The sequence below is a fragment of the Sphingomonas bacterium genome (genome assembly GCF_028292945.1).
GTDB lineage: Bacteria > Pseudomonadota > Alphaproteobacteria > Sphingomonadales > Sphingomonadaceae > Sphingomonas.
The window spans coordinates 23,271-45,958 of the sequence record NZ_JAQGLJ010000089.1; the positions used below are offsets into that span (position 1 = coordinate 23,271).

Consider the following 22,688-nt stretch of genomic DNA (forward strand, 5'->3'; position numbering starts at 1 on the left):
ACGGTCTAGCGTAAGTATCTCCAAGTATAAGGTAAACCGTCCCGCAGATTGGGACGATGCGACCGTCAGCCTCGCTTGCGGAATTTGGCCCGGTTCTGTACGGGAAATGCTCTCGACAAGTGAGCGGGGCTGCGTGCGGTGGGGCACGGATCGCAGTCCGGTCGGGTTCGTAGCGTGTGAATGTTCGGCCGACGGGGCCGACTGTCCACGCCCTGGGGTGGGAAGAGACATGACGGGTTCGACACAACGGCCGGCGAAGCGGCTGCGCCTTGGCAAGCTGGCGGGCACCGCGAACGTCGCGGCCGCGCGCCACGCCGGGCGGGTGGCCGTTCGTCAGGTCGTCACCGCCGTGGGTGGTGCCGGTGTCGCCGGTGTTCAGACGATGTCCCGCATCAAGGTGCAGCAGCTGATGGGCGGCGCGAGCGTCGCCGCGATCGCACTCGGCGCGCCCAGCGCCTATGCACAGGTCGAGTCGGGCAGCACCCATACCAAGGTCACGGCGGCGCCCGCGGGCTCACCCGCCGGCGTCACGATCGAGACCACGAACATCAACGCGGCCAGCAAGACCGCGTTCAACCGCTTCACCAAGTTCAACGTGCAGGCGGCAACCACCGCGACGCTGATCCTGCCGACGGCGACGCAGAACCTGGTCAATGTGGTGGCAGGCAACGTCCAGATCGATGGCGCGGTGGTCAGCAAGTTGCAGGCGTCCAACGCCACCGGTGGCAACCTGTTCTTCATCACCTCGGGCGGGTTCCTGGTCGGCGCGCAGGGTTCGATCAACACCGGCCGACTGATCGTGCGCGGGCCGAGCTCGGCACTGAAGTCGCTCACCAACCCCACCGGGCTGCTCGACACCGACGCGCTGGTCGGTTCCACCGATACCTTCAACACCAAGGGGCTGCTGGATTATGACGCGGCCTCGTCGATCACCGTCAACGGCGCGATCAACGCGCCCGGCGGCATCGACCTCAAGGGCGTCGACGTCACCTTTGGCGCAAGCGCGCGGCTGAAGACGGGTGCTGCGGGCGTGGCGGCGATCTCGGGCCAGCCGGAGACGGCGCTGGTCAACATCGAGGGGATGGAGCGCGGCACCGACCTGGTGAAGGTCAATGGCGGCATCGCCATCGTCGGCGAGAAGTCCGTCACGGTCGAAGGGCCGGCGCTTGCCGGCGCCGCGACGCTGGACGCACGTCCGGGCGAGGTCGGGATGGGCTCCATCCGTACCCAGCTGAACGGCGGCATCGACATCGCGTCCGCCGGCGACATCAAGCTCGGCGGAACGCTGACCGCGTGGGACGGGACGACCGCCGGTCGCGCCGCCAACATCAACATCGCCGCCAAGAAGGTGGTGGAACTCGATAACGCGATGCTCGAAGCGTATCTCGGCTCGACCCTGGGGGCGGCGACCGCCCGGTTGGTGGCCGATTACGTCGCGCTGAGCACCGCCAAGACCAGCGTCGAGCTGAGCGGCGCGCTGAGCGGCGCGAACGTCGTCGTGACATCGGAGTCGAGTGCTACCACCAAGCCGAACACGCTGACCGTGGGCAGCGCGCTGGGCGCGCTCGCCGCGAAGGGTGTCGGCAGGCTCATCTCCGCCACCACCGGCAGCGCGCTGGACGTGTTCTACACCAACAGCGACGCGAGCTCGGCGGTCACGGTCGCGCAGGGTTCGACGATCAAGGCGCGCAACGACCTGACGCTCGGCGCCAACAGCGTGTCGCATGCGGAAGGCTCCGCCAAGGCGGCGATGAAGGGCGAGAAGACCGTCAGCGTCGCGATCGCGGTCGGCGTGGCGCAGCTTACCGCCAAGGCCAATGTCACCGTCGACGGCACGCTCGACGCCGGCGGGACGCTGAACGTCGCCGCCACCAACAAGGCGACCAGCAAGCTGCAGGTCCAGGCGATCAGCCAGGCCGAAGCCAAGGCGGGCGCGGTCGCCTATACCGAGGCCGATGTCGACGCGACCGTGGCGATCGGCGCGAGCGCGCTGCTCGACGGCTCGACCGTCAACCTGCGCGCGATCAACGATCAGGGTGCGACGGGCTCGTTCACCAACACCGCCAACGTCACCGCCAAGGACGAAAGCGTCGGCGGCGGCACGGCGGCGGTATCCGACCTCAGCCTCGGCGCGACGCTGACGATGGCCGGGCAGATCGGCACGATCACCAAGCCGGGCTCGGTGACGATCGACGCCAAGACGATCACCACGCAGATCGCCAACTCCGCTGCGGCGGGTACGGGCAGCGGCGACATCACCGACGCCAGGAACGTGATCGGCTTCGCGGACGACACGGGCAGCCTGATCAAGAACGTGCTCGGCGCGGGCGCGGGCAAGTTCGCGAACGCGGCCTTTCAGCTGCTCAAGGGCAAGAAGGACGGCGAGGAGCCCGCCGCGGCCGATAAGGACGGCGGCGATACCACGCGCCTGGGTGCTGCGGTGACGGTGCTGCTCGACGACCAGCGCGCGAGCGCCACCGTCACGGGCACGATCAAGAGCACCGGCGCGGTGACCGTGTCCAGCCTGGTGAAGGACATCACCGTCCGCAACACCGCCAAGGCATCGGTCGCGGCCGAGCGCAAGAAGGACGGCGAGGCGACCAGCATCGCCGGCGCGGCATCCTGGGCGGACGTCAACTACCTCAGTCATGCGACCGTCGGCGGCGTGATCGAGTCCGGCGGACTGGCGGTCAACGCCACCACCGACCGGCCGCGCGGCGGCGAGTACGATATCGATCTGCCGGACACGGATGTCTCCACGCCCAACGATGTCACCGGCTTCTTCAAGGACCTGAAGGACAAGGCGTCGACGGACCTGGGCCTTGCCAAGGGCTTCTTCGCCAGCTCGGCCGGTGCCTCGGCCAACACCGACAGCGCCAAGAACGCGGCGATCTCCGGCTCGGTCAGCTACAACCGCATCGATGCGGACACGCGCGCCTGGATCAATCCGCTCGCCGTCGTGACATTGTCCGGGCCGCTGGCGGTCAAGGCGGACAGCCACATCGTCCAGATGAACCTGTCGGGCGCGCTGCCGGTCAGGAACGGTAGCGGCAACACCGGCTTCGGAACCGCCGGCGGCAGCGCCGCGGCGGGCATCACCGTCGCCTATTCGGAGATCAACCCCACCACGGTGGCCGGCATCGGCAAGGGCGTGGTGATCACGGCCAAGACGGGCACGGGCGCGGTCAACGCCGACGTCACCGCCAAGTCGGTCGTCAACAGCTTCACGCTCGCGCCGCAGTCGGGCAAGAGCAACACCAAGACGGGTTCCGGCACCTTTGGCACCAACCAGATCGGTGGCGAGACGCTGGCCGTCATCTCCAAGGACGCGCGCCTCGACCTGGGTCTGGGCAAGCTGAAGCTGGACGCGCTGACCGAGCTGGAGATCTGGGCGGTCGGTGGATCGATCGCGGTCGTCAAGGCCGACGGGTCGGGCGACTCGGAATCCGTCGGCGGCGTCGGCGTCGCGGGCGCGCTCAACCTGGTCGAGTTCGACACCAAGGCGATCGTCGGGGATGCGAGCGCCTTTGACGGCGCAGGCGCGAGCACCGCCGCGGGAGCCGCCAATCGCGGCATCACCGCCGAGGACGTGACGCTCACCGCCACCGACAAGGGCAGCATCAACGCGCTGTCGGTCGCTGGCGTCGTCACCAACACCACGCCCGCGACCAAGGCGCCACAGGCGCCCGAGGACGACGAGGCCGAGACGGAGCAGCCGGCGGAAAGCCACGGCATTTCGGCCAAGGCAAAGGCGATCCTCGATCTGGCGGGCGACGACATCGCCGAACCGTTGACGGAAGCGGCCGAGGATTTCGAGGAGCTGCGCGACGAGGCGACCGACAAGGTCGAGGGCGCGCAGGCTGCGGCCGGCCAGGAAGAGGACAAGGGCAAGACGCCGTCGAAGGGCTTCGGCCTTGCCGGGTCGGCGTCGGTCAACTTGTCTACCCTGACGACCCGGGTAGAGACCACGGGCGCAGTGTTCAGCAAGGCAGCGACCGCCGTCGCCGGCGACGCGGCGTTCGTAGCACGCGCCGTCGAGGCGGTGGATATGCTGTCCGTCACCGGCGCTGCCGCGATCACGACCGGCTCGGCGAAGCTGAAGGACGGCAACACGCTGATCTCCGGTGCCTACGGCCTGTCCTGGTCGAGCAACGAGACGGCGGCGGCACTGGCCGACACGACGGTCGGCGGCTTCGGCAACGTGAACGTCGAGGCGGCCGCGAACGGCAGCCGCATCGGCGCGGGGCTGGCGCTGTCGGCGGATACGACCAAGAGTGACAAGGGCGCGACGTTCGCGGCTTCCGTTTCACACCTGCGCGCCCGTGACGGCGCGGCGGCGACGGTGACCGGCGGCAGCGTCACCGGCGGCGACGCGGCCGGCGGCGCGGTCAAGATCCTGGCCTATAACGGCCTGACGATGGGCGCGGGCGCGGGCGGGCTGAGCTGGGGCGCGCAGAACGCCTTTGGCGGCGCGGCCACCGTGATCGACATCAGCTCGCCCTCGGGCGGCGCGGCGAATGCGCGGCTGGTGTCGACACCGGTCAGCGGCTTTGCCGACCTGAGCGTGCGCGCGCTGACGGCGGCGCGTGTTGCGGGCATCGCGGCGGCGGGCGCGGTCAACGTGGCGGGCGACGACAAGAAGGTCGCGCTGACGGTCGGGCTGTCGATCAATCTCGTGTCGCTGGACGCTACCGCACTGATCGATACCGGCGCGAGCGGTGGCGGCGCGATCACGGTGGGCGGCGCGGTCAACGTGTTCGCCGGCGATTGGGACGGCTCCGCAGGCACCCGGGACTCGCTTGCCAGCGTGGGCCGCTCGAATACCACTGCCGGTTCCGGCTTCTTCGACAAGTTCAAGTTCGGCGCGACCGATTTTGCCGGCGACGACCCGTTACAGGCGAGCGACCTCGCCGGCGGCACGCAGATATTCTCGGTCGCGGTGCCGCTGTCAGCGTCGCGCGGCAAGGCGCTGGGCGTCGGCTTCGCGTGGAACTCGATCGACAATGATCGCTCCGCCAGCATCATCGGCGGTTCGGCCGACGGCCAGGCGACGACGATCTCGGCCGGATCGCTGTCGGTCCGTACGGCGGACCATTCCGACATCGTCGCGCTGGGCGTCGGCGTCGGCGCGTCCAAGGACGGCGCGGGGCTGATGGGCTCGGTGTCGCGCAACCTGATCGAGGGTTCGTCGGCCGCCGGGATCGGCCGGTCGAGCGGCGCGACCAAGAACCTGGTCATCGACATCACCGGTCCGGCCGGCACCACGCCCAACCTGCAGGTCGGTTCGGAAGCCGATGGCGGCATCTTCTCGCTCGCCGGCGCGGTGGGCGTCGGCAAGAAGGCCGCCGCGGGCATGGCGGTCGGCGTCAACGACATCACGCGTGACAGCACCGTCGGCACGGCCGGACTGGCGGGCGCGGAATCCGCCTCGGGCCTCTACGCGAAGATCGACGGCGTCAGCCTGAAGGGCAACGCCAATGCCGAGCTGAGCGCGGTATCCAGGGGCGAGATCGTCGGCAATGCGATCGCGATCGCTGCCGGCCAGGGTGTGTCCGTTGCGGGGGCGGCAACCGTCAACACGCTGAAGCCGACGATCGAGGCGACCGCGTCGCGGCTGACCTATCTGCAACCTTCGACCGGCAATCTCTCGATCCATGCCTCGGATGCGTCGAAGATCACCTCCACCGCGCTGGTCGCGGGGATCAGCTCGTCCAAGCCCGGTGTCGCCGCGGGCGTATCGATCAACCGCATCGACGCGAACGTCGCGGCGAGTCTGAAGGTCGGCGCCGGCGAGACGATCGGCGTCCGCACGCTGCTGGTCGAATCCTTCTCGACGGCGAGCATCAAGGCTTTCGGTCTGGGCGCGGGCGGCGGCGGCAAGTTCGGCGGCGCGGGTTCCATCGCGGTCAATCTGATCGACAGCGACACCAATTCGCTGGTCGACGTCGCGAGCGGCGGCAGCGTCACCGCGACCGGATCGGTCGGGGTGCGCGCGCAGCGTGACGCGACGATCGACGTGCTGGCGGGCGCGCTCGCCATCTCTTCGCAGGGTGGCGCGATCGGCGCATCCGTGATCGTCAACGATCTGGGCGGCAGCACGGATGCGCAGGTCAAGGGCGCGGGCACGATCAACGCATGGACCGGCAGCGCCGACGATGCGGCGCGCACGCTGACGGGTCTGCGGACCGGCGGGCTCACCACCCCCCTGCCCCAGTTCGATGCGCTCGATGGGTTCAAGAACCTCGCGCTCGACGCCATGGTCAAGAGCGAGACCGGCAGCTTCAAGGGCGTCGCGGTCAACGCGTCGTCGACGGCGGCGGTGCGCACGCTCGCGGTGACCGGCGGCATCGCCGGCTCGGGCGTCGCGATCGCGGTCACGGGCGTGGTCGACAACGTCACCAGCGCCACCAACGCCGCGATCACCGGCACGACGGTCACTGTCGGCTCGGGTTCGGGCAGCCAGGCGGGCGTCGCGGTCGACGTCCGCGCGTCGAGCCAGCAGGTCGGCCTGACCTTTGCCGGCGCGCTGGCGGGTACGGGCGGCGGTGTCGCCGCGGCGGCGCCGATCATCAGCGACGGCTATTCCGGCACGACCACCGCCACCATCGATGGCGGCGCGATCACCTCCACCGGCGGCGTCAGCGTCAAGGCGATCGGCAACCAGTCGTCGACCACGCTGGCGGCGGCGGGTGCGGTATCGAGTTCGATCGCGGCTGCGGTGGCGGGTGTGAGCCCGCGCTTCCAGTCGGTGACCGACGCGACGATCAGGAACGTGACCGCGCTGAGCGCGACGGGCGAGGACGGGGTGGCGGTCAACGCGACCTCGTCCGCCAAGGCGCTGGCGACGTTCGTCACGCTCGCGGGAAGTGGCAGCGGCGCGGCGGCAGGCGCCGTCGTGGTCGCGACCAACGAGAACAAGACGCGCGCGCTCTATCAGGGGCTGACCGCCAGTGACGGCCTGGGCACCGTGAAGGTGAACGCGCCCAAGGTCGCGATCGTCGCCGACGGGGTGTTCGACATCCTGATCGCCGGCGCATCGGCGGCGGCATCCGCCGGCGTGTCGCTGGTCGGCAACGGCGTCGGCGTGGTGCATCGTGGCGAAGTGACCGCGACTGGCGACGCGCTGCGCTATGGCGACCCGTACGGCGCCGATGGGGCCAAGGCGACCAACGCGACGGGTGCGGTCACGGTCAAGGCGACCGAGTCCGTCTCGATCGCGCCGGCCATCGGTCAGGTTGCGATCGGCGCCAGTCCGGGCAGCCTCGGCGCGAGCCTGGGCGTCATCGCCATCCTGGGCCAGAGCAAGGTCGATGCGACGCTGTCGCGCCCGACCGTCGCCGCGAACACGGTCGACGTGATCGCGACCGGCTACAACCAGATCAACGCGACCGAACTGGGCGTCGCCGTGGGCGGCGTCGGCATCGGCGCCAACGTCGCGTATATCGGCATCGGCAAGGTGTCGGAGACCGGCGCGCTCTATGCCTCGTCGGGCGAGGGCAGCAGCGACAGCAAGGTCGCGGGCTCGACCGGCTCGTCGGGCGGCCGCAATTCCAACATGGACCAGCTCCAGTCCGGCGGCAGCAAGGATGCGGGCTTCATCGCCGGCCAGACCGACAATACCACCAGTACGACTGACCGCAACAAGGCCGCCGGCAGCAGCGGCGCGCGCGCGGCGTTCACCGAGAATGCGGCGACCACCCCCGATGACACGTCTTCGTCGCGTGTCCTCGCGCAGGTCACGGGCAACACCGGCTCCGGTCAGTCCGGCGTGTTCGCGAAGACCGCGCTGACGATCGACAGCGACGCCAACCTGCTGTCGAAATCGACCAACATCCAAGCGACCGGCGGCATCGCCGCAGGCTCGGCGACGGTCGGGATCACCCGCAACGCCGCCGAGAGCAGGGCGCGTCTCGGCGCGGTCGAGGCGTGGGGCGGAGAGCTGTCGGTGACGGCGACGACCGGCGAGGCCAAGGATGCAAAGGCTCGCACGCTGATCAACGCACCGACGCACGCGGCAGAAAACGTGATCTACGCCGGCACGGTCGGTGTCGGCGCGCTGTCGGTCGGGGTCGCGGACGTCAAGCTGGAGAGCAAGGCCACCGCCCAGTCGGACGGCAGCATCGGCTTCACCACGGCGACGGTGCAGGCGGACGATACGACGCGCGCGCGCACCTATGCAGTCGGCGCGGCGGCCGGCGGCGGCGTCGCCAACGTAGTGGTCAGCCAGGCGGTCAAGAACGGCACGGTCGAAGCGGGCGTCTCAGGCACCTCGAACTCGGCGACCCTGAAGGTGCTCGCCACCGGCATGGGCGGCGCGAACGCGACCGCCTATGCGGCGTCGGGCGGTGTCCTGTTCGCGGGTAACGCGGCGGTGGCGCTGGCGACCGACACGCGGACGATCCGCGCATTGGTTGGCGAGAACAGCACGATCAACGCGACGAACGGCATCACGGTCAAGGCGTCGAGCACGCCGCTGGTCGAAGCATACTCGTTCGGCATCGCGGTGTCGGGCAGCGTCGCGGCGGGCGCCAGCGTCGCCATCGCGAAGTCGAATGGCGTCGTCTCGGCGCTGGTCGGCGAAGGCGGTTCGACGCGCGGCACGCTGAACGTCACCGCCGAGACGGTGAAGCCGGCGAGCGGCAACAACGTGCTGGCCACGGCGATCGGCAGCGCGGGCGGCTTGCTCGCGGCGGTGAACGGCTCGATCGCGATTGCCGAGACGACGCTGACCACCAACGCGGCGGTCGGCGCGGACCTGAGTGGCAGCACCGGCGCTGCGCTGCGCCAGATCGGCACGCTCAACATCCAGGCGACGCGCACCATCGCGCAATATGCCGAGGCGACCGGCGTCACGGCGGCGGGCGTACTCGCAGTCGGCATCCAGCGCGCGGAAGCCAGTTCGGGCGGTCAGACGCGCGCGGCGGTCGAGAATGTCGACGGTTCCCAGCGTTACTTCGACATGGTCGGCACGGTCAGCGTCAGTGGCGAGCTGCAGCCGGTGCTCGAGCGCTTCTACGACGCGGCGACGATCAACTCGTCGGTGCTCGATCAGAACCGCGCCAAGGTCACCGCCGGCGCGGGCGGCCTGGGCGCCGGCATCGCGGCGGACGCGGTCACGCGCTCGAACGGCTCGGCGCTGACCGAGATGCTGACCCCCACCCTGCCCGGCGCGGGCGACACCAACAAGTTCATGGCGGGCAAGCTGATCGCCACGTCGACGGCGGCGGCGGATTACCGTGCGGAGTCCGACTCCACGCTGGCGACGCTGGCGGGTGGCTCGGGCACGACCAGCACCAACCATGTCGGTGCCAACGCGACCACCAACATCGGCCGCGCGCCGGCGGCGGGCACGCCCGACAAGGGCAGCTACATCACCGGCACGAACATCACGATCCGCGCCGACGCGGTGCTGGCCGAGGGCAATGGCGGCTCGGCCACGGGTGCTGGCGGCGGCGTCGTCACCGGCCAGGCGGCGGCGGTCAACAACCGGATCAACCAGACCGCGACCGTCAACCTGGGCAATGGGCTGACGCTGCGGCAATATGGCGGCGACGTGTCGCAGAACGCGACCGCGACCTTCATCGACGCGGCCGTCAGGCAGGCCCACAGCCATTCGGCGGCGCTGGATGTCGGTGGTGTCATGCAGCTGCCGTTCGCGGAGATCAGCGGCGACTATCGCGGCACCACGCGCGTCAATGTCGGCCGCAACGTGCTCATCCGCGGCGACATGGGCGTCGGCATCGGCACCTCCACGCAGCAGAAATTCCAGGATACGGTCGCCGTCCAGATCTACGGCCTCGCCGGGCTCGGCGGCGGCAAGGTGGACAGCTCGAGCTGGGCCGACGGTCAGATCGCGATCGGCAACGGCACGATCATCGAATCGCTTGCCGACGTGTCGATCACCGCCGGCAGCGCAGCCAACGGCCAGGGCGGCGACGTGTACAACCTCGTCGCGCAGACCGACACGTTCAACAACACCATCCTGCCGCTCGACTCAGAGGCGTCGGCCTATGCCAACGTCCATGGCGCGAACCGGCTGATCATCGGCGACGACGCCGCCACGGCCGCCGCTACCCCGGCGGTCGCGCGCCACGCCTTCCAGGGCGAGATCGCGGATGGCGCGGGCAAGACCACCGCGACGCTGATCCGCTCCGCGCGCGACGTGATCGTCGAGGCGCGCACCGGCGCGTCGACGCCGTCCGCCGAGGGCACGGGTCACAACCCGTATCTCAAGCTGTTCAGCCTGGAGACGAAGTCCGGCAGCACCAGCAGCGACGTGAAGAACTCGATGGCGCTGAACGGCGCCAATCTGGTCGCGGGCTTCCTCAACGACCGCACGATCACGATCGACACCGCCACCGGCGCGTCGACCCGCGACGGCGTCGCCATCGGCGGCGGCAGCACCGGCTATGCGATCACCACCAACGACGCGCTGTACCACGCGCCGGGCGACACCGACTGGCTCGGCCGCTTCCAGGTCTCGCAGTCGAGCTACAATGCCTATGCGTCGATCAAGGACCAGATCGCGGCCAAGAAGGCCCAGGCGAGCGCGCTCGGCATCGGCATCCCGATCGATCCGGCGGAGCACGCCAATCCGGCGATCAACACGCAGGGCCTGACCCAGCAGCAATTGCGCAACGAGCTCAACAAGGCGGCGGTGAAGTCGGACATCATCGCCCAGCTGTCGGCGATGTACGAGACCAAGGCGGCGCTGTTCAAGACGGCGCAGGAGCTGCACCAGATCGACAGCGGCACCGGCGAACCCGCAGGCCATGCCGCGGTGGTGATCGGTGGCGCGCTGGGCGCCAGCTCCAGGATGAGCCGCAGCGGGACGTACGTCGAGAACGGCACGGACACGCTTAGCCCGTACCAGATCTACACCGACCGCATCGGCGCGGTATTCGCCGCCGGTGGGCGCGTCACGCTGGGCGCGGACAAGATCACCGGCGCGGGCCGGGTCACGGCGCTGGGCGCGCCCGTGATCAACGTCACCAACAACACGGGCGCCGATACGGTGCTCGGCAATTTCTACATGCCGTTCAAGGTCAATGGCGCGATCGAGTTCAAGGGCATCGCGCGTACGCTGCCCGGTTCGATCGTGCAGAGCGCGAACACCAGCGAGGCCGACCCGCTGATCTTCGTCCAGACCGGCACCAAGCGGTCCGACATCGTCGCGCTGGGGGCGATCGCCAACATCGCGGGCACGTTCCGCGCGAAGACGCTGGCTGGCAACTACGTCCAGTTCGGCACGGTCAACGTCGCCAACTTCTCGGCCGATGTGCCCAACGGACTGTTCACCGTGTCCACACCCGACACGACGTTCAGCCAGGGGCTGCCGGTGCTGCATTGGTATGGAATGCCGGGCACGCTGGCGCTGTACGACACCAATCCCGGCGGCGTGTATCGCCCCGGCCTGGCGCCGCAGGACGCGATCGACGCGCTGGCGTCGTACATCGCCACCGTGCGGCTGGGCATCCAGGGGCTGTCGGGCAACGGTAATCAGCAGGCGTTCATCAATCAGACATTCGCCAACCAGTATGGCCGCGGCGTCGAAGGCGACATCCTCCGGACGCTGTTCCTCGACGACCACAGCCATATTTCGGACTCGCAGGGCAATGCGGGCACGGTTCATCAGGGCAGCGATGGCAGCGATTCCACCTCGCCTGCCGGTGTGACGCTGTTCGGCTCCTGCCGGACGGTCAGCTGCGAATTCTACAGCCCCGACGGCAACATGGGCAGCCCGAACCATGCGGCCGATAATGTCGGCGGCGTCCGCGTCTTCAACGGCAACTCGGATTCGATCTTCGACGGCGACACGATCTGGACCGTCGTCCCCAGATATCACGACACGGTGATCCTGAAGAACCGGACGACCACCACCCCCGATTACGCGACGCTGCCGACGATCAAGGCGACGCAGGTCATCATCAGCGCGCTCAACGTCGACGTGTCGGGCGTGATCGAGGCGGGTCCGGTCAAGGAGCGCACGCTCACCATCAAGAACACGGTGCAGGCAGGCTTCGGCACCGCGAGCATCGGCACCGCGCTGGCGCAGGGTGCCGCGACCACCATCGACCTTGTTCAGGGCGTCTCCGGCTACGGCTCGCTGCTCAGCGCCGACAGCAAGAATCTGGGCGCGCAGTTCGTCCGCACGGGTGTCGTGAATGGACAGGCGCAGGGCTATATCCAGGTCGACGACGTGGTCGCGGGCGGCGGCGGCTCGATCAGCATCACCGGCAAGATCCTGAATACCAGCCCGGTCGGCGGCGGGATGCTGAAGGTGTTGAACGGGTACGGCAACATCAACATCGACAACCAGACCGGTTACGAGCTGAAGATCGGCACCGTCAACGCGGGCTTGTCGGCTGATGGTCTGATCAAGATCAGCGACACCTGGTCGCATACGATCTATGAATACACCAATTCGCTCAACGGTCAGGTGAAGCTCACCGTCACCGACCTGGGACCCTCTTATGTCCCGGGAACTGCGACCGAGAATTACGATCCCCGCGTCTATGACGTTGGTATCGGCTACAATGCGGGGCTCGTTGGCGGATCCGCGCTCCTGTACCAGCCAAGCGGCGACGGGCAGTTCTACTATGCGTGGAACGACTCCATCTCGCTGGAGCGGACGATCAGCGACACCGGTGCCAACTATCGCCGCGTCGGCGACGAGGTCACCGGCTACACCGTCAGTCCCTGGGCCAAGACGGGCGCCGGCGCCGCGCCGGACGGCACCAACGGCCGCTTCGTGAACATTGCCGCGCGTGAGACCAAGGTCGCCGAGGGCGTCGACCGGCAGCTGAACCCCGCTTGCGATGGCTTCTTCTCCTGCGGTCAGGATGAGTTCGGGAACGACATCCCGAGGTACATCGACGTACCCTATCGCTACGAATACCAGGACTTCGTCGACAAGGATGCGGGCCGGATCAACAAGGCCCTGAGCGGTAATGGCGGCGCCTATGTCTCGACCGGCCGCCGGGACGATTTCGTCCAGGTGCTCGACGGCAATTTCTCCAAAGTCACTGGATATTACTACAACGACAGCGACGATGGCGACGACGGCGCCTTCATCGATCTGCCGCGTGCTGCGACCATCAACATCGTCAGCGCGGCAAAGGCGACGCACCCGATCCAGATCCTGTTCGATCAGGGCAAGGAAGGCGGCGCGATCAACATCACGTCCAACAATGGCGGCCAGATCACGCTGACCAGCGCGGTCACGTTCGGCGGCGGCAAGACGACGATCGCGACCACCAGCGGCATCGTCACCGAAAAGGACGGCGTGGTCGTCTCGAAGGACATCGCGCTCAGCGCGGGCAGCTCGATCGGCACCATCGGCACGGCGGCGAACCCGCTGCTGGAGAACGCCTTCCAGGCCAGCCTGATGGGCGGGTCGATCGGCGCGGTCAGCTCCGGCGGCACCGTCAACCTCAAGCTCAGCTCGGCAGCGACGGTGGGCGACAAGTCGGCCCCCATCTATGTCGACATGATCCGCGGCTCGGGCGCGGTGAAGCTCACCGCCGACGCCAATCTGATCGGCAGGGATGTCGGCGTGTCGTCGAACATCATCAGCGACAATGGCGGCGTGACGCTGGACGTCACCGGCGCGGTCGTCGGCCGCGACTACGTGGCCGGCAGCCTGACCGCGCCTTCGCTGCGGATCGGGCTGCGCAACGACCAGCTGCTCTCGATCACGGCGACCGGCGACGTGTCGGTCGAGCAGGGCTCCGAAAATGGCGTCATCAATGGCCTGATCCAGACCAGCACGGCCGCGACGCGCGAGCTGCGCATCGGCGACATCTCCACACCGGGCGATGTGACGATCAAGGCCTATGGCTCGATCGTCGCCGGCGATCCGACCGCGACGATCGACGAGGCCAAGCTGTCGCGCTTCCGCGCCGCCGCCGCCGCCTTGCAGCTCGATCCGGCGTGCGCGAGCGCGTGCGGCATCATCGATCCGGCGTCGCTTGGCCTGCTCGACCAGCGTTACCGCGAGACCGGCTATGCGCTCGTCGACAAGCTGAGCACCGGCACCGGCGCGGAGCAGACCGCCGCCGCTGCCAAGCTGACCGAGATGTTCGGCTTCGTCCCCACCAGCAAGGACGCGATCGCCACCGTGCAGATCGACCGTGCCAAGCTGCAGGCGTTCCAGGCGGCCAATCCCGTGTCGCGCGACAGCAAGATCGAGTTCCAGCTCCGCAACCAGGCGGAGACCGCGTACGAGCGCTATTCGCTGACGAACGCGGCGGCGACGGCGGAGGACAGCCGCGGTCGCGCAGTCGTCGCGACGATCAAGGTCATCGACGAGCTCGCCGCGTTCGGCAGCAAGACGCAAACCGGCATCGCACTATCTGCGGACGGCAAGATCGTGTCGGTGATCGACGGCGGCGCGGCGGGCTTCGCGGCCGGCGACGCACTGTACACGCTCGCCGTGTCGACGCTCGCGGCGAACGGCAAGGCACCCGCGCTGGGCGCCAAGGCCAGCACCGCAGAGCTGGCACAGGGGCTACAGCTCCACGTCGACGGCCTCGCGGCGCCGGCAACCGCGTTCGGGACCAGGCTGACCGCGCTGTCCGGGGCGACGCTCGCCGCCAATGGCGCGATCACGCTGACCGATGCCGCAGCGGCCGCGCTTGCTCCCGGCGTGGATCTGTACGATTCCGCCTTCGCGGCACTGGTCGCCGCCGGCTCCGCGCCGGCCGCCGGCACCGCGCTGACCAAGGCTCAGCTGCAAACCGGACTCAAGCTCCATCGCGACGCGCTGATCGCGCCGGTGACGACGTTCGGCGCGACGCTGACCAACGGGATCGCGCTGGGCGCGGACTTCAAGGTGGAAGTGCCGGACACGGCAGCCGATCAGCTCAACGCCGGCGGCAGCCTGCGTCAGCTCGCGCTGACGACGCTGATCGAGCAGAACCGCGCGCCCGCTTCGGGCACGACGCTCTCGACCGCGCAGCTGCAGGAAGGTCTGCAGCTGTACCTGAACGGGCTTGACGACTCCGTCGACACGTTCCGCGCGAAGTTCGGTCCCGGCATCAACCTGTCGACCGACGGCCGCACCGTGACCATCGGCAACGCCAACGCGTTCGCGCTGACCCCGGGCGGCGAGCTGTACCAGATCGCGGTGACGACACTGGCGGCCAAGGGCCAGCCGGTCGCCACCGGTCTGACCGCCACGGCCGAGCAGCTGCAGAACGGTTTGCAGCTGTACCTCAACGATCTGCGCGCGCCGGTGGAGAGCCTCCTGTCGATCACCATCGACGATCTCGCGACGATGAGCGCGACCGCCAAGACGACAGCCGTATCGCAGCGCATCAACGGCGCGGCGCTGACGAGCTGGGTCGAGGCGCAGAACCTGCAGACGCAGCGCGGCCGCGCCTCGTCCGACGCGCTCGGCCGGATCGAGCAGATCCAGGCGTTCGGCGCGAAGGATGGGCTTACCCTGTCGGGCGATGGCAAGACGGTGACGATCGCCGACGCTGCCTTCGCCGCGCATCGCGACCTCCAGGCAGGCGGCGCGCTGTACGAGCTGGCGCTCACCACGCTGCGCGCGCAGGTCAACCCCAGCGGGCTGCGCGAGACGGTGCCGCTGCCGACGAATGCCGACATCCGCGTCGGCTTGCAGAAGTATCTCGACACGCTGCGCACGCCGCTGCTCGACTTGCTGCCCGGGGCGCTGCCGACGCTGTCGCCGGCGCTGTCGGCCGCGCAGAAGCTCGATGCAGTGTCGTCGGCGATCACCGGCACCAATTTGCAGGTCTGGGCCAACAACCAGCAGGCGGCTGCGGTCACCGAACTGACCGGGCTGTTCGGCAACGTCGCGTTCAACCGCGCGACGATCGAGACCGGCAAGCTCATCAACCTTTCCGATCGCACCAGCGGTGCGACCTGGACCGCGACGATGCTGGCCGTGTCGCTGCCGTCCACCGCCTTCGTACCGGTGGCTGACTCGCAGTTCGAGACGCGCAAGGCGGTCATCACCGCGCAGAACGTCAATCTGCTCGCGGGCAATTCGGTGGGCGCTTTCGACAAGCAGCTGACCTTCACCTACGGCACCAGCGGCTTCGTCGACGCGCGCGACGCCGAGGGCGTGCTGGCTCCGCGCTTCATCACCAACTCGGCGGGCGTCCAGGTCGACGTCACCAAGGAAGTGGCGCAGGCCTATCTCGCCTCGGCAGGGCCGGGCGATCTGACCACCGCCATCACCTTCAAGAACCCGGGCGCCGCGCCCAAGGATCTCGAAGCGACGCAGATCAAGGTGACAACGCGACGCGATCAGCCGTTGCAGATCAACGCGCAAGGCACGGTCAACGCCGTCGCCGCGGTCAACTTCACCAACCTGAACTCGACCGCCACCGGGGTCGGCAGCGCCGTGCAGGGCGACATCTTCATCTCCAACGACAACCGGCTGATCGTCGGCTCGATCATCTCGCAAAAGCCGACGGTGCCCAGCACGCTCAAGGTCGCCGGCTGCAACACCGGCGCAGCGGCTCCGTGGCTGTGCGACAGCCGCATCCGCCTGGTCGCACCCGAGATCGTCAGTGCGGTCGCCGGGACCGAGGGCATCACCGCGGCGGCAGCCGTCACCGCGAGCAACGGCGCTGCGTCGCAACTGCTGTCCAATGCCGATGGCAGCGGCGTGGTGATGGGCGGACTGGTGCGTCTGGAGGCATCCAACGGCTCGATCGGCTCCGTCATCGGCGGATCGCTGCTGGTCGATGCGCGCGCGATCGAGGTCATGCGGGCCGCCGGCAATGCGTCCGTGGAGCGCCGTCAGGCAGTGTCGCTGCCCAGCACGATCGGCGCGTTCAACTTCGGCAACGACCTGCAGATCGGCGACGTGTTCGCGGGCGACCGGCTACAGCTCGACAACCGTTATGGCTCGCTGTTCGTGATCGGCATGCCGTCGGAAATCGAGAGCGAGGATCGCAACACGCGCATCGTCGCCAACCGGCTCGCGATCCGCGCAGCGGGGGATATCGGCGCGGCCGGCGTCACCAGCGCCGGGCTGCCGGCCCAGTTCGACATCCAGGCGCCGATCATCACGCAGTTCGTGGCGGGTTACGACTATGCCACGAGCCTGCCGGGCGTGTTGGGGCAACAGCCGGCGGGGTTGCCCGCAGGCGACGGCTTCTTCGCGCTGCGTGGCGTGTCGCAGATGGGCAGCAAGGACATTCCGGGTTCCATGCTGGGCGCGCGCCGCAACATCACGGTTGGCACGCTCAACAACGATCGCGACTCCGCGACGCCCATCAAGTCGTCGATCATCTTCCGCTCCGACATCCTGGTCGGTGGCCGGCTGATCCTGACCACCGATGGCGACGTCGCCTTCCCCGATCCGGACGTGCGCATCACGGGCCTGGGTAACCTCACCAACCCGAACTACGACCCGGCCAAGGTCGTCGACCTTTCGGCGCTCGAGCTGAACATCAAGGGGCGGTTCGATTATCTGCAGAACACCCGCTCGATCATCCTGGGCTCGCTGACCGCCGGCGGTGGCGTGGTGGAATCCAAGTCGGGCTTCGTCCGCGTCGACGGCACGTTGTACGGCAATGGCGGACCGGAAACGCCGTTCACGATCAAGGCGGCGACGGATGTCACCGTGGGTTCCACCGGCCTCGGCGCCATCGCGCTGCTCGCCTGTGGTGGTCAGATCCTGGGCTGCCAGTCCGATGTCACGGTGACCGGTCGGGCGCATGCGTCCGATCTCACGGTCGTCGGCCAGGACATCTCCATCGCGGGTGGGCTGTTCGGCCGCTCCGCGAACCTGACCGCCGCTGCCGACGGCACCGTCACGATCGGCGGCTCGGTGTTGCTGCAGCGCGACAGCATCCGGCCCGACGAGCGGTCGGTGTTCAGCCTGACGGGCGGCAACCTTACGGTGGCGGGGTTGATCGCCGCGCAGGATACGGCGACCATCCGCGGCCGGACCATCACCGGCGCGGCACGCACCACCTTCGTCAATACCGGCGCGCTCACGCTGGAGGCGACCGGCGCGCTCAACCTCGACCCGACGATATCCTTCGTGAACGTCGGCTCGACGGTGCTGCGGTCGGGCACGGCGGCGGCGGGCGGCTCGGCGGTGACGATCGGAAGCGTTGGCGGGGGAAGCCTGCTGATCGACGCGCCCGTCGGCATCGCGGTCGGCGGCGTTACCCTTTCTGGTGGCGCGACGCTCACCTCGCAGGGCGCAGTGGCGCTGAACGGGACGATCGTGGCCGGTGGCGCGGTCGACGTCAGCGGACAATCGATCGCGTTCGGCGCGCTGTCGCATGGCGTGCGCGACTCCAGCGTACTCAACCTCAGCGCCGCCGAGATGATCTCCACCACCCCGACCACCAACCTGCGGTCGCTTGGGGCGGTGACGGTGTCCGCGCGCGATACGCTGACGCTGGCGGCGGTGCGCGCCAATGGCGGGTCGATCACGATCGGGGCGGGCGACCTCGTGATCAACAACGGTCTGATCTCCGACGGATCGGACTTCCTGGTCCAGGCATCCGGCGCGGTTCGGTTCCAGGCGGCCACCACCTTGGCGGGCAGCATGACCGCGGTCGCCGGCGGCGATCTGACGCTGAACGGCCGCACGTCCTTGTTCGGGCCGGACCGTGCGTCGGCACTGACGCTGAACGCGGGCGGCACGCTACGGCTCGGGTCGGCGGCGGGGATCACCGCCTTGGCTCCGGGAGCGTCGGTGCGGATCGCCGCCGGAACGGTCGCGATCGATCCGCTGGCAGCGATCAGCGGGGCCAGCGTGAACCTGAGCGCCAACGGTTCGGCGGTCGTGGGCGACGTCTTGGCGAACAAGGCCGCGGGGCAGGTCGTCTCGCTGCGGGCGGGTGGCGCGTTGTCGACCGGATCCCTGACGGGCGCCGCCGCGACGGTGAACGCGTCGGGTGGCATGGCGATCCTGCGCAACCAGGCGGTGGTCGGCGAGTTGACGGTGACCGCGCGTGACGACATCTCCACCAACGGCGTGTCGGCGACCAGCGCGCTGTTCAACAGCAGTACCGGGTCGGTAGCCTTGGGCGGAACCACCCGCGTGGTCGGCCTTTTGCCCAGCGCGCCGAGCGCCACGCTCACGGTCAATGCAGCCAGGGGAATCTCGCTCGGCGGCCCGGTCAGCGCGGCTGGCGGCATGTGGCTGGCGGGCAGGACGATCAGCACCACGGCGGCGGGGTTCATCACGGACATCGATGCGCCCGGCGCACTCACGACGCTGCGGGGCGACATCATCAATGCGCAGTTCGACACCGGCACCTCGACCGGCCGGGCAGTGCGTATCGATGCGCGCGGGTTCAGCAGGAGCGCGGTCGACGACCTGACACTGCGCCTCCAGACCGAGCGGCCGGTGCAGTTCGACGCGCTGTGGGTAAACAAGGGCGTGATCGCGGCGCAGACAGTGCTGAGCTATCTGAGCAAGCAGGTGCGCGACTATCTGACGGTGACGGGCACTTCCAGCGGCACGGTGACGCCGGCACCGACCCCCACGCCTACGCCAGCTCCGACGCCAGCCCCCACACCGGCGGCGCCCACACGCGTCCGGGCGCGCTAAGGTGAGGAACAGGGCGTGGGCGGCCGCCGGGGTGGCGGTGGTGGCGGCCGTGCCGGTGGGGGCACAGGTTGCGCCGCCCGCGCAGGTGCTGCAACGCAATCCGACGGTGAACCCCGACCGCATAAACGAGGAGCAGCGGCAGCGATCGCAGCAGCGGATCAATCCGGAGGCGCCGCCTCCGCGCACGCCCGAGGTCGAGGCGCCGCCACCCGCAGCCGTCACCGAGAGCACCGCCCCCGCGACAAGTTTCACGTTGACGGCGGTCCGCTTCGACCCGTCGAGCTACCTGACCCAAAGCGAGCTACAGGCGCTCGCGCAACCGTTGATCGGCACGGAGGTGACGCTCGCGGACCTGCAACGCATCGTCGATCGGGTGAACGCGCTGTATGCCGAACGCGGCCTCACCACCGCGCGCGCCGCGCTGCCGGCGCAACAGATCGACGGCGGCACGGTTCAGATCCGGCTGATCGAGGGTCGCATCGGTGCGACGACGGCCGAGGGCGGCTCGCCGCGCGGGCGCCGCTATGCCGAACGGGCAGCGGCCTTGCCCGCTGGCACCCTGGCCGCCCCCGGCGCGCTGGAGCAGCAGCTGCGGCTGTTCAACGCCAACAACGACGCCCAGCTGCGCGCGCGACTGACGCCGGGAACGACGTTCGGCACCACCGACGTGGCGCTCGCCGTGACGGAGCCGGCGCGATTGTCGGGCGATCTCTTCGTCGACAATAACGGCTTCGCCTCCACCGGTACGGCGGAAGTCGGCCTGGTGCTGCGTGCATTTCGTCTGTTCGGCGGCGCGGATCGCGCGTCGCTCGTCGTCGTGAAATCGGCGGGGGTGCTGAGCTCGTCCGTCTCGCTCAGTGCGCCGATCGGCCCGCGCCTGCGGATCGGCGCGTCGGGTTCCTATGGCCGCACCGAGGTCAAGTACGGCCCGCTCGCGTCGCTCGGCGTGACCGGCTCGTCCTACTCCTTCGGCGCTGACGCCGCCGCGTTGCTGTCGATCGGCGACCGTTTCAGCCTGACCGGCAACGCCTCGATCCAGACCAGCCTTTCGCGAACCGAGATCGGCGGGGCGCGCGTGATCGACAACAACGCGCTCAACGGCTCGCTCGGGCTGACGCTCAGCTATGCCGGTCCGGGCTTTTCCGGCGTGGTGCAGACGCAGGCCACGCTTGCGCACGTCAACGAACGACTTAGCCTTACCGAAGTGAACCCGGTGCTGTTCGGCGGCTCGCTGCAACTGGCCAAGCTGATCGCGCCGCGCGTGCAGGCGCGGGTGCGCGGCGACTGGCAGGTGGCGACGTCCAGCAACCTGCCCGGCATCGTCCAGTATCAGATCGGCGGCACGCGATCCGCGCGCGCGTTCGATCCCGGCGTCGCGGCGGGAGACAGCGGCTTCTCGGTGTCGGGCGAGCTTGCCTATGGGCTTACCTGGGACGGGCTGCAGATCGAGCCGATGGTGTTTGTCGATCATGCGCAGGTCGCGGCGCCCGGTCAGAAGGTTTCCGTGCAGGCGGCGGGTGCCGGGCTCAACCTGAGCTTCGCACCCCACATCTTCGTGCGGGGGACGGTAGCGACCGATATCGGGCGCAGCACCGGTGTGCCGCGCTCGACGCGCGCCTTTGTTTCGACGACGTTTCGCTTCTAGAGTGGGGCGATCGGCAGCGGCGTGTAATCGACGAACCGCCGGTTCGCCTCGCGCAGCTCCGACGCCTTGGAATCGAGCAGGAACGGCAGCATCGCGTAGCGCCGACCGCGCGTGACGGGCATCACCCGATGTAGCAGCGAGCAGGAAAAGACGAGCGCCGCGCCGGTCGGCGGCGTGTACCGGCGTTGCCCGAATTCGGGAAAGCAGAGCTCGCCCCCCGCATAGTCGCCGGCGTTGAGGTTGATCGTCACCGCGAACTGCCGATGCACGGTGCCGCGCGTGCTGTCGTCGCGATGTGCGCCAAAGTGCCCGCCGTCCTCCGCATCGTAGCAGCCGATCAACAGGCGTTCGACCTGGGTGACATCGAACTGGAACGCGCGTTTGATCATCGGCGCCAGCCGCACCGCGAGGCGCGTGGTAAGCTGTTCGACGAGCGGTCCCGCGCGCAGCCGGTGATCGCGGCGGAGCTTGACGGCGGGGTCGATCACCAGCCGCGTCATGCCGTCCTGCTCGCGCATCACGCCGCCCGGATCGGCGGTGTGCGCCCCATGTTCGTCGATCAGCCGGCGACAGAATTCGGGCTCGAGCACATGTGGCACCATCAGCACGGGTGCCCAATCCGCTTCGAATGCACCCGTGGCGAGTTGCCGCAGCGCCGCGATCGCCGCCTCCCCCTGGTCGATCTCGAACCACCCGACCACGCGCCAGGTGCGGTCGAGCAGCAGCCAATAGGGTCGATAGCCACCGGCCGTGTCGATCGCGCCGCAGCGGCGGCTGAAGGCATGATCAGCGTCCATCATCACGCGCCAACCGGGCAATCGCTCACAGAGGCGCTGCTCCGACACGTCGGCCGGGTCGATGGTCACGCCGTAGAAACTGGCGTGCACGTCGTCGAACACCGCCCGGTGCGTTGCCGCCGTCGCCAACGCCGCCGCGACTGCGGGATGACTGCCCAGGCCCGCGAAGAGCACCAGCGCCGCGCGCCCTCCCGCCACGTCGTTCCCGTCGGTCTCGTGCCCGTCCGGAGAATGCGCCCGGAACAAAGGCAAAGCCTCGCCCCAGCCGGGCCGTCGTGGTGGCTGCGTCACGGCGCAACCCTCGCGGCGAGGGCAAGGTCGACGGCGACGATCGCGGCGGATCCTGACGAGTTCGGCTTGGTGGTAGGGATGTCCGGACGCCTTAGACGGGTGCTTGCCCCAAGCGCATATCAGGTGTCGGCCGCCGCCCGCAACGGCGGCGGCACGACGCCAGCGTCACAGCACGAAGTCGCTCGCGGTGATCGGGTCGGCGGGGTTGATCACCAGCACGACCTCGAAGTCGGACACGCCGTTGCCATCGGTGTCGCCCTGCACCAGCCAGATCGGACCGCCCAGGCTGATGTTCTCGAACCGCAGTTCGCCCGCGCGGTTGCTGAACGCGGCACTGCCCACGAACGAGAACGCCTGATCGCCGGCGGTGTTGATGTCCGCATCGATCCGGCTCAGGTCG

At 68.9% G+C, this 22,688-nt stretch carries 3 protein-coding genes and 1 pseudogene; 2 read left to right on the forward strand and 2 right to left on the reverse strand.

The genetic code is table 11. From position 1 onward, the window contains the following. Positions 1 to 229 precede the first annotated feature (229 nt). Together JWN21_RS10325 and JWN21_RS10330 are read left to right on the forward strand one after the other, a co-directional pair. Positions 230 to 19,555 carry a leukotoxin LktA family filamentous adhesin gene (locus tag JWN21_RS10325; protein WP_299649403.1) on the forward strand — a complete coding sequence of 6,442 codons (19,326 nt, stop codon included), beginning with the start codon at positions 230 to 232 and terminating at the stop codon, positions 19,553 to 19,555. A gap of 1 nt (position 19,556) precedes the next feature. After that, positions 19,557 to 21,200, forward strand: coding sequence for a POTRA domain-containing protein (locus tag JWN21_RS10330; RefSeq protein WP_299649406.1), 1,644 nt, complete (start codon positions 19,557 to 19,559; stop codon positions 21,198 to 21,200). Here the strand turns inward: JWN21_RS10330 and JWN21_RS10335 are convergent. After that, positions 21,197 to 22,288 carry a 2OG-Fe(II) oxygenase gene (locus JWN21_RS10335; protein ID WP_299649409.1) on the reverse strand — a complete coding sequence of 364 codons (1,092 nt, stop codon included), beginning with the start codon at positions 22,286 to 22,288 and terminating at the stop codon, positions 21,197 to 21,199. The two genes, JWN21_RS10330 and JWN21_RS10335, sit on opposite strands and share 4 nt — an antisense overlap. A gap of 165 nt (positions 22,289 to 22,453) precedes the next feature. Next, a pseudogene (locus JWN21_RS10340) lies at positions 22,454 to 22,688 on the reverse strand (RTX toxin); the annotation flags it as partial.

What these genes read in the sequence shown, in the direction of transcription:
- JWN21_RS10325 (WP_299649403.1), top strand. Translation starts at nt 230, where the DNA reads ATGACGGGTTCGACACAACGGCCGGCGAAGCGGCTGCGCCTTGGCAAG.